Source organism: Mucilaginibacter sp., from assembly GCF_036383575.1.
GTDB lineage: Bacteria > Bacteroidota > Bacteroidia > Sphingobacteriales > Sphingobacteriaceae > Mucilaginibacter.
This window is the reverse complement of the sequence record NZ_DASVOB010000253.1, coordinates 1-9627: the sequence shown is the minus strand read 5'-3', so window position 1 is coordinate 9627 and position 9627 is coordinate 1. Positions and strand designations below refer to the sequence as shown.

The 9627-nt window shown below is 41.9% G+C and carries 9 protein-coding genes; 1 reads left to right on the top strand and 8 read right to left on the bottom strand.

Annotated elements, in window-relative coordinates:
- The 6 genes from VF500_RS09025 to VF500_RS09000 form a co-directional block, all read right to left on the bottom strand.
- Window positions 1-764, bottom strand: a 764-nt coding sequence (locus VF500_RS09025; protein ID WP_330859362.1) for a DNA gyrase subunit A, incomplete at its 3' end; no start/stop codon positions are given.
- A 161-nt stretch (window positions 765-925) separates the two neighbouring features.
- Window positions 926-1324 carry a hypothetical protein gene (locus VF500_RS09020; RefSeq protein WP_330859361.1) on the bottom strand — a complete coding sequence of 133 codons (399 nt, stop codon included), beginning with the start codon at window positions 1322-1324 and terminating at the stop codon, window positions 926-928.
- Window positions 1325-1416: 92 nt separating this feature from the next.
- Window positions 1417-2331, bottom strand: coding sequence for an oxygen-dependent coproporphyrinogen oxidase (hemF, locus tag VF500_RS09015; RefSeq protein ID WP_330859360.1), 915 nt, complete (start codon window positions 2329-2331; stop codon window positions 1417-1419).
- 292 nt (window positions 2332-2623) lie between these two features.
- The gene (locus tag VF500_RS09010) at window positions 2624-3856 is read right to left on the bottom strand and encodes an MFS transporter (RefSeq protein ID WP_330859359.1); all 1233 of its coding nucleotides are present in this window, start codon (window positions 3854-3856) and stop codon (window positions 2624-2626) included.
- 126 nt (window positions 3857-3982) lie between these two features.
- Complete coding sequence (locus VF500_RS09005) at window positions 3983-4180, bottom strand: cold-shock protein (protein WP_114937866.1); 198 nt, start codon at window positions 4178-4180, stop codon at window positions 3983-3985.
- Window positions 4181-4321: 141 nt separating this feature from the next.
- Window positions 4322-4957: a peroxiredoxin gene (locus VF500_RS09000; protein WP_330859358.1), complete on the bottom strand. Its 636-nt coding sequence runs from the start codon at window positions 4955-4957 to the stop codon at window positions 4322-4324.
- A gap of 147 nt (window positions 4958-5104) precedes the next feature.
- Between VF500_RS09000 and VF500_RS08995 the strand changes: the two genes are divergently transcribed.
- Complete coding sequence (locus tag VF500_RS08995; protein WP_330859357.1) at window positions 5105-6889, top strand: glycoside hydrolase family 15 protein; 1785 nt, start codon at window positions 5105-5107, stop codon at window positions 6887-6889.
- Window positions 6890-7069: 180 nt separating this feature from the next.
- Here the strand turns inward: VF500_RS08995 and VF500_RS08990 are convergent, their stop codons facing one another.
- Entirely contained in the window at window positions 7070-9277 is a 2208-nt protein-coding gene (locus tag VF500_RS08990; RefSeq protein ID WP_330859356.1) for a bifunctional alpha,alpha-trehalose-phosphate synthase (UDP-forming)/trehalose-phosphatase, read from the bottom strand.
- Window positions 9278-9425: 148 nt separating this feature from the next.
- A partial coding sequence (locus VF500_RS08985; protein ID WP_330859355.1) for a hypothetical protein occupies window positions 9426-9627 on the bottom strand: 202 nt, incomplete at its 5' end.

Genomic DNA, 9627 nt, shown 5'->3' with positions numbered 1-9627 from the left:
TCCGCACGTGCGCGGATCACAACCCTGCCGCGGCCTGTTTCAAGCGCTTCGCGAGGGCCGTCGTACCCGTAAATAATACCGCCTGTAGGGAAATCAGGACCTTTTACATATTTCATTAACTCGGCAACCTCTATCTGGCGGTTATCAATTAATGCCATAGTAGCATCAATAACTTCCGAAAGATTGTGCGGTGCCATATTGGTAGCCATACCTACCGCAATACCTGAAGCTCCGTTAACCAGCAGGTTAGGGAATTTAGATGGCAATACAGTTGGCTCCTGCAGCGAGTCGTCAAAGTTTAATTGATAATCAATAGTGTCTTTGTTGATATCAGCAAGCATCTCTTCGGCAAGCTTTTGCAAGCGTGCTTCCGTATAACGCATCGCCGCAGGCTCATCACCATCAACAGAACCATAGTTACCCTGGCCTTCAACCAATAGATAGCGTAAGCTCCACTCCTGGGCCATACGCACCATGGTATCGTATACTGATTTATCACCGTGCGGGTGATACTTACCCATCACCTCACCCACAATACGGGCAGATTTTTTGTAGGGTTTACCATTGGTAAGTCCCAGGTCAAGCATACCGTAAAGCACGCGCCTGTGTACGGGTTTCAGTCCATCGCGGACATCGGGCAGCGCCCTGGAAACAATCACCGACATTGAATAGTCAATGTACGCCGATCGCATTTCCTCATCAATATTTATCGAAATTATCCTGTCTTCTGCGTGTGAATTATCGTTTTCTGTTCCTTCAGCCATTTTAAATTATTTGTAGAACCTTCTCTTATAATTGCGTGTTAAAATTGATTTTTCAACGACCTGCGAAGTTAAAAAAATACTTGGGATTGCGCCAATTTAGTAACAATAAACCGCTGCGTATATTGCCATGGGTACAACAATTTTGTTACTTTAATCAGGGTTTATTTAACTTTTACCCAGTAATCTTCAACCTTATTGCCATTAGGTAAAATCGAAAGCAGTTTAAGCGTATCGTTACTGATTGTGTAGTTGTATTTTATGGTTTTATTAAGCAGTTTTGACTCCTGCATACAATAGGTTTGAGTTTCAAAGCAGGTATCCTCTTTTAACTGGTAGTCGCCTTTCTCATACACTACGGTTTTCTCCCCCTCCTCTATTACTCTGGCCTTATAATGCTCATTATCGTAATCCCGTTGTAATTTATAAGCTGTAGGAGCTGCGTCAAGCTTGCCGTTAATTATGCCGCCGCGATACTCCCAAACCCCTTTCAGCGGACTATCGTCAAAACGAAAAGCACATAACAGCAAAATACCGATAACCAGCATGATAGATTTTTTCATTGGTGATGTTGTTAGCCAAAAGCCCAAAGCAGAATGCTGAAAGCTTTTTTCTTTAGGCTTTTAGCTTTCTGCATTTCGCTTTCAGCTTTGCCTTATACCCAGTTTATACCTTTTTTTAGTAAAGATAATGTTTTTTCTTCTTCACTGCCGGCTACGGGATGATAGTCATAAACCCACTTGGCCGTAGGCGGCAGGCTCATCAGTATCGATTCAATGCGACCGTTGGTTTCCAGTCCGAATTTGGTTCCGGCATCATAAACCAGGTTAAATTCGGCGTAGCGACTACGGCGCTGGTATTGAAACAATTGCTGTGCTTCTGTAAATGATTTATCACGGTTACGGTGCACTAACTCAGTATATAAGGGCGCAAAAGAACGGCCGACAGATTTTGAAAACTCAAAGATATCTTTCCAGCTCAGCTCATCATTGGCGGTGAGCCTGTCGTAAAATATGCCGCCTATGCCGCGGGTTTCGTTACGGTGTTTGATGTAGAAGTAATCATCAGCCCATTTTTTGAAACGTGGGTAAAAATCGGCATAATATTGATCACAGGCAGCTTTTAGGCCGCCATGGAAAAAACGGGCATCATCTTCAATTACATAATGAGGGGTTAAATCTATCCCACCGCCAAACCACCGAACCGGTTTCTGACTATCGCCCATGGTCGATGGCATTTCAAAGTAACGGATGTTCATGTGGATGATGGGTACCAGCGGGTGATTGGGGTGGATCACAATAGATACGCCGGTAGCGAAAAAATCATCCTGCTCAACCTGTAGCGCCCGTTTCATGGTATCGGGCAAATGACCGTGAACTGCCGAGAAATTAACTCCCCCCTTTTCAAGGATGTTGCCGTTCTGGATAACCCGGGTACGGCCCCCGCCTCCACCCTCACGCTCCCAAAGCTCCTCCTCAAATTTTGCTGCGCCATCTAACTGTTCAAGCGCTGCGCAGATCTCATTTTGTATTTGCTTATAATCTTCGGCTATTTGTTCTTTGCTGATCATAGGCTGTAAAAGTAATGAATTTTGAAGATTGCCGGGGATACCTTTTGTAAAGCAGAAAAGAGAGATTATTGCGTCTGTTATATTATCGCTAATAACAGAAAACTCAGGGTGTTCAGTTTTTAAAGTGTAAACACATGAAAAAAATCAAATGTTTGATAGTCAATTAATTAAGTGTTCATGTTTTTTAAATGACAAAATTTAAATCACTGATTATTAATAACTTGTAATTTTACATCCCTTCAACATTGAACATTTTGAACACCTCTTTTTCAAAAAATGAACACCTGGCTTTTTAGCTTATCTCCACATAGTTCAGGTCCTTGCCAAAAGTTTCTTTCAGCTGGCTTAAGGATAATAATGCTACTGCAGTAAGTATGCCCATCATGATATATCCCGATTTGATATACCCGTATTTAGCATTGAATGCGTTAAACGCTAATGTTATCGGGATCAATGAACCGCGTACAAAATTAGGCACTGTGGTAGTAACCGTTGAGCGGATATTGGTACCAAATTGCTCAGATGCAATGGTCACAAAAGTTGCCCAGTAACCCACGGTACATCCCATAAAGAAGCTTAGTACAGCAAAGCGTTCGGGTGTGATACCATTATCGCTCAGGTAAAAATGCACACTTACTAATGAAAGTATTAAAAATACAGCCATGGTTAATTTTCGTGATTTGGTAACCTGGGCCAGCAAGCCCGCCACGATATCGCCTATGGCAATGCCAATGTAGCTGTAAAAAATGCCGTCGCCGGGTTTGATCAGGGTTTTAGCCCCTAATGCAGCTCCAAACTTATCCGAAAAGCTGATCAATACACCCACTACGTACCAAAGCGGTGCGCCTATCAGAATACAAAACAGGTATTTTTTTAAGCGTTCCCAGTTAGTAAACAGCATGAACATGTTGCCTTTGGATACATCGCTTTTTTCTACGTTTTTAAACATGCCCGATTCAAAAGTACCAATGCGCAGTAACAGCAATAATATACCCAGGCCACCGCCCACAAAATAAGCATTACGCCAGCCAAACTTAGCCACTGCATAAGCGGCTGTAGCGCCAAATAAACCAATAACAGCAACAATCATTGTTCCGTAGCCGCGGTTCTCTTTACTTAAAGTTTCGCTAACTAATGTAATACCCGCACCAAGCTCACCTGCCAATCCAAGGCCTGCAATAAACCTTACAAGAGCATAAGTATTTACATCATGAACAAGGCCATTGGCAAAGTTGGCAATTGAGTAAAGCAATATCGACCCAAAAAGTACTTTAATACGGCCAAGCTTGTCGCCCATAATGCCCCAAATGATCCCGCCAAGCAATAATCCAAACATTTGAATGCTGATAATGAACTGCCCTTTATCAGTTATTTCCTGGGCGCTTAAGCCAATATCTTTAAGGCTGGGGATCCGTACTATCGAAAAAACCAAAAGATCATATATATCAACAAAATAGCCCAGGGAAGCAACAATTACTAAGAAAATAGCGTTCCTGGTAACTTTGGCATTGGTAGCATCGGTCATAGAGTATAGAAATTGGTTGGCTAATGTAGGGGATTTATGCAGATAAAAGCAAAAAAATCAGCACAAAAAAACCCCTGTTGATACAGAGGTTCTGTGAGTAAATTTTGTTCAATAACTTTATATATTTTATACCTTTTTCACGTTAACTGCCTGTAATCCTTTTCTGCCATCTTCAACATCGTACGTAACGCTGTCGTTATCTTTTATAGCATTTACACCGCCTTGCACGTCCTTAAAGTGTACAAAAAGATCCTTACCCTCTTCGGTAATAATAAAGCCATAACCTTTCTGTGTGTTAAACCATTTTACTTTTCCAGTTTTCATAATTATAATAAATCGTAATAAAAAATTCGTGTTAAGATCAACTAAAACCAAACTGAAAACAAAATAGGTTTATATTGGTTCAGAAGGAATAGATATCCAGCTTCCCTCAAATATATAAAATTATTAATAAACCAAATAAAATTATTTATTTGGTTGTGGTGTCAGCCGCAAATAGGGCTTAACTGCTGTAAAACCCTTTGGAAATTTGGCGGGGATGTCTTCAGTTTTGATTGCAGGCACTACAACAACGTCCTCCCCTTCCTTCCAATCGGCAGGTGTGGCAACACTGTAATTAGCGGTTAATTGCAATGAGTCAATAACCCTTAAAATCTCCTGGAAATTACGACCGGTTGAAGCAGGATAAGTGATGATCAGCTTAACTGCCTTATCAGGGCCTATAATGAATAATGAGCGCACAGTTGCATTTACCGAAGCATTTGGATGGATCATATCATAAGTTTCAGAAATTTTGCGGTCTTCATCAGCGATTATCGGGAAGTTAACTTCAACACCCTGGGTTTCGTTGATGTCCTGGATCCAGCCATGGTGTGATTCTACCGAATCAACGCTAAGTGCCAGTACTTTAACATTGCGTTTTGTAAATTCATCTTTTAAAGCAGCTGTTTTGCCAAGCTCGGTGGTACAAACTGGTGTATAATCGCCAGGGTGCGAGAATAGTACGCCCCAGCTATCGCCTAAATATTCGTAAAAGTCAATTTCGCCTGCTGATGTTTTTGCTTGGAAGTTTGGCGCTTTATCGCCCAGTCTTAAACTCATGATGATAGATTTTTGATTGTGATTTAATACGACTAAGTTACTATACATTCACAAACAAATGCAAACAAACTTTAAATAATCATATTATTTACGCCAACATTACAAAGGCTGTGTTGTTGAACTTTGAAATAAATAACAGCTATATCCATGAGCAAACACACCTATGATACCGGGATAATTGGCAATTGCGCCTTTTTAGCCCATATTAATAAAAATACCAATGTCGACTGGCTTTGCTGGCCGAGGTTTGACAGTACCTTTATTTTTGGCGGCTTGCTTGATCAGGAGAAAGGAGGCGAGTTTTCCATCCGCCCGGAAGGGGAATATACTTCGCAACAACATTACCTGGAAAATACCAATATTTTAATTACCGAAATAAGCCCTGCCAGTGGTGGTAAATACCGCATAACTGATTTTGCACCACGGTTTCATCAGCACCAGCGTTACTATAAACCACTGATGCTGATCAGGAAAATTGAGGCTATTGAAGGTTCGCCAAGGATCATTGTTAAATGCGCGCCGGTATCTGAATATGGTGCTGTTAAATTAACCGTAAACAGGGGCAGCAACCATATCCAATACCAGGGAGGGGAAGAAAACATCCGGCTTACCACCAATATCCCGATTAGTTATATTTTTGATGAACAGGCGTTTGTGCTTAACGAAACCAAATACCTGGCCATGACCTATGGCGAACCGCTTGAAGCCCCGCTCATCAGTACATCTGATCGGTTTTTGGCTGAAACTGTGCAATACTGGCGTACATGGATCAAACACTCATCAATCGCTACTTACTTTCAACCCTTCGTGATCCGCTCGGCTTTGGCTCTTAAAATACACCAGTATGAAGATACCGGAGCAATTATAGCGGCGAGTACTACAAGCCTGCCCGAGTCGCCGGGAAGCGGCCGTAACTGGGATTACCGTTATTGCTGGCTGCGTGATACATACTACGTGATAACCGCGCTAAACCACATTGGCCATTTTGAGGAAATGGAAAAGTATTTCGGCTATGTTACCGATATCACGTTTTCGGAAATGGAGCGTTATCAGCCACTTTATGGCATTACCGGTAAAAAAGATCTTGTAGAAAATATTTTGACCGACTTAAAAGGCTATATGGGTAATCAGCCGGTACGTGTTGGTAACCAGGCATCCGAACATATTCAGAATGATATTTACGGCCAGGTATTGATCTCCCTGCTCCCATTGTATACCGATCATCGTTTTGTTTTTTCTGAACGAAAGGATTCTGTGCATTGGGTAGAGTTTTTATTAAGTAAGATAGAACATACAATTGACGAAAAGGATGCGGGCATCTGGGAGTTCAGGAATATGGCCAATATTCACTGTTACAGCAACCTGTTTCAATGGGCGGGCGCATCTGCTGCCGAGAAAATGGCACGCACCATCCAAAATCAGGAATTGATTGATAAAGCCATTTCCCTTAAAGAGCGTGCGGCTGCACATATCGAGAGTTGCTATGACCCAATACGCAAAGTTTACACTAATTCCGCAGGTAGCAGTAACCTCGATGCCAGTACTTTACAGCTCATTATGATGAACTACCTTGATCCAAATTCGCAAAAAGCAAAGGATCATTTAGCTGCATTAGAAAAAGAGCTAAGGACACCCAATGGTTTATTTTACAGGTATTTATATGCCGATGATTTTGGTAAGCCGAAAACTACTTTCCTGATCTGCGCTTTTTGGTATGTAGAAGCACTGGCAACTGTTGGCCGGTTGGATGATGCCCAGCGCGAGTTTGGGAACCTATTGCAATATTCAAACCATCTACTGCTGTTTAGTGAAGATGTGGATGAGGAAGATGGCAGCCAGTGGGGTAATTTTCCGCAGGCCTACAGTCACGTGGGGTTAATGAACGCTGCCTATAGGATAGCTATGAAGTTGGACAGGCCTATATTTTTGTAAGTGCCCGTGAGGACACAGGCACGGGGAACAACAACAATATCCCCCGATCCGTGTCCTCACGGATCGCCTCTCGCCCGCCCCTTTTCGCATTTTATTTGTTGAATACCGTTTTTTATTTTCTACACAAAAAGCCCGATTGATCTTTTAAACCAATCGGGCTTTAATTTTAAACGCTCAGTGTTACACTTGCGTTCCCTCTTCTACCGGTGTGTACTTGGCAAAACTGGTAAGCAGCTTCCTCACTTCAGCAGGATTTCGTAAATAGAATTTCGCTGCCGAAAGATTACTACCAACTTTAATGGTTATAGCGCTTTCGGGCAAGGCTTTAAAAATATCTTCGTCGGTATAGTCATCGCCGAAAGCTATAATAAAATCATAATCACGGCCTTCGGTAAGTGTTAAAGCGGCTTTGCCTTTATTGATATCCATGTTCTTTACTTCCAGTACCTTATCCCCTGCTAATAATTGTAACCCTTTATCGCTTGCAAGATATTTTAAGTTGTTCATTAACTCGTTAGCCCTTAGCTCACCCAGGCCTGCCTGGGCCTTGCGGTAATGCCAAACCAGTGAGTATGTTTTCTCTTCTATGAACGAACCCGGGGTACGGTCGACATAGGTTTCCAGTATAGGATAAATGTCATGCTTCCACTGATCACTGAGACCACCTATTTTATGCCATGAAGTGCCTGGCTGTTTAAACCATGAACCATGTTCGGCTATCAGGTAGATATCATTACCGTTAAACCAATCGTCCAGATTTTCGTGTTTACGCCCGCTTATCAAAACTAATTGATTTACAGGATCTTCGGCAAGTTTATTAATGATGTTATATAATTCCTTATCGGGACTGGCCTGATCGATATTGGATTTAAAATTCACCAGCGTGCCATCATAATCCAAAAAGATGATCCGCTTTTTAGTTTTGATATAGCGGTTAATGATGCTTTGCTCGGTAGTATTGCTCACGTGCCTGGCCTGCAGGGAGCGCTGCATCAGTTTTACTTCTTTCAGCCTGTCCATGAAAATTTTAACCCAGTGCGATGTATTGAATTTCGCAACAAGCTGTCTCATCGGGATCATGCGCCTGCGTTGTTCCTCAAGCGGCATATTGATGGCCTGTAAAATGGCACGGCAAACTTCGCCGGTATTATTAGGGTTTACAATAATAGCATCTATAAGTTCTTTAGATGAACCTGCCATCTCGCTCATAATCAATACACCATCATTGTTTATCCTGCTGGCTACATACTCTTTACTTACCAGGTTCATACCATCACGCATGGGTGTAACCAGGCAAACATCGGCCGAATAATACAGCGCCGAAAGTGTTTCGATTGGGAAAGACCGATAATAATAATGGATCGGGCTCCAGTCCATAGTGCGGTATAAAGCGTTGATCTTGCCTACTTTTTTATCTATCTCATCGCGAAGGTGAGCATATTGCGGCACGGTATCACGTGACGGAACTACGATCATATAAAGCGTGATATGCTCAATACATTCGGGACATTGCTCGAGCAGGAGTTCAAATGCTTCAAGCCTTTGCAGGATCCCCTTGCTATAATCAAGCCTATCTATCGAAAGGATCAGTTTTTTGTTTTGAAAATTCTCTTTAATTAAGCCAATCTGTTCCTTTACTTCATCCTGCAGTGGTAATGACGAATATCTTTTTTCATCAATCCCCATCGGGAAGGATTCAATAACAACAGAACGCTCCCCGTTGCTTATGATGTTAGCACTGGATGATACAGGGAGCAATCGTGTAGCCGCTCCCAGAAAATGACGTACATCATCAAAGGTATGGAAGCCAATCAGATCGGCGCCAAGCATGCCTTCCAGCAATTCCGAACGCCACGGGATCAGCCTGAACATTTCATTTGAAGGGAAAGGAATATGCAGGAAAAATCCGATAGAAACATCCGGCAAGTCCTGCCTAACCAATTGAGGTAGTAATAGTAGCTGGTAGTCATGGATCCAGATCACATCACCTGGCTCGGCTATACTCAGGATGATATCCCTGAATTTCTTATTTACTGCTTTGTAATAATCCCAGTTTGATTGTTTATATGCTGCATAAGTTGAAGCGTAGTAATGAAAAACGGGCCATAAAACCTCGTTGCTAAAACCTTCGTAATATTGGTTGATCTCTTCCTGGTCTAAAAAAACGGGGATCAGGCTCAGATCTTTTAATTCTTTTGTTATTTGGTCTTTATCTTCCTGCTCAGCTATTTCTACCCCGGGCCAGCCTATCCACACATTATCGCCCTGTTTATATATTGAACCTAAACCGGTTGCTAAGCCTCCCTCGCTTGGTGATGAGTGATAAGCACCATCAGTTTTGGAAATTTTAACAGGTAAGCGGTTTGATACAATTATTGTTTTCGACATACTAATAAATATTAATTAATATTTAAAAGGCGAAAACAGCGTTTTTGTTTTATGAAACAGCGTTCTTTTGGTATAAAAGCGTGATTTTTAGCCATAAAAAAAGCCGTCCCGAATATCGGGACGGCTTTCCATTGTTATAATTTGGGAATTATTTCACTTGTTGGAAAAACTCGATGTTAGCTTGTTGAGTGATCCTTACTAAAACTTCATGTTTGTCGTTTTTCAAGTCAACAAAGTATGAAGTTGGCTCGATAGCGTCATTGATTGAAGTGTTAGCCTGGTAAACGATAACTTCGCCTACTTCGTAACCTTTGTATTCGTTGCTGATTTGTTTAAGGGCTTTTGCAGGG

Coding starts and splice junctions, on each gene's coding strand:
- VF500_RS09020 (WP_330859361.1), bottom strand. CDS start 1,324: ATGAAAAAATCTATCATGCTGGTTATCGGTATTTTGCTGTTATGTGCT.
- hemF (WP_330859360.1), bottom strand. CDS start 2,331: ATGATCAGCAAAGAACAAATAGCCGAAGATTATAAGCAAATACAAAAT.
- VF500_RS09010 (WP_330859359.1), bottom strand. CDS start 3,856: ATGACCGATGCTACCAATGCCAAAGTTACCAGGAACGCTATTTTCTTA.
- VF500_RS09005 (WP_114937866.1), bottom strand. CDS start 4,180: ATGAAAACTGGAAAAGTAAAATGGTTTAACACACAGAAAGGTTATGGC.
- VF500_RS09000 (WP_330859358.1), bottom strand. CDS start 4,957: ATGAGTTTAAGACTGGGCGATAAAGCGCCAAACTTCCAAGCAAAAACA.
- VF500_RS08995 (WP_330859357.1), top strand. CDS start 5,105: ATGAGCAAACACACCTATGATACCGGGATAATTGGCAATTGCGCCTTT.
- VF500_RS08990 (WP_330859356.1), bottom strand. CDS start 9,277: ATGTCGAAAACAATAATTGTATCAAACCGCTTACCTGTTAAAATTTCC.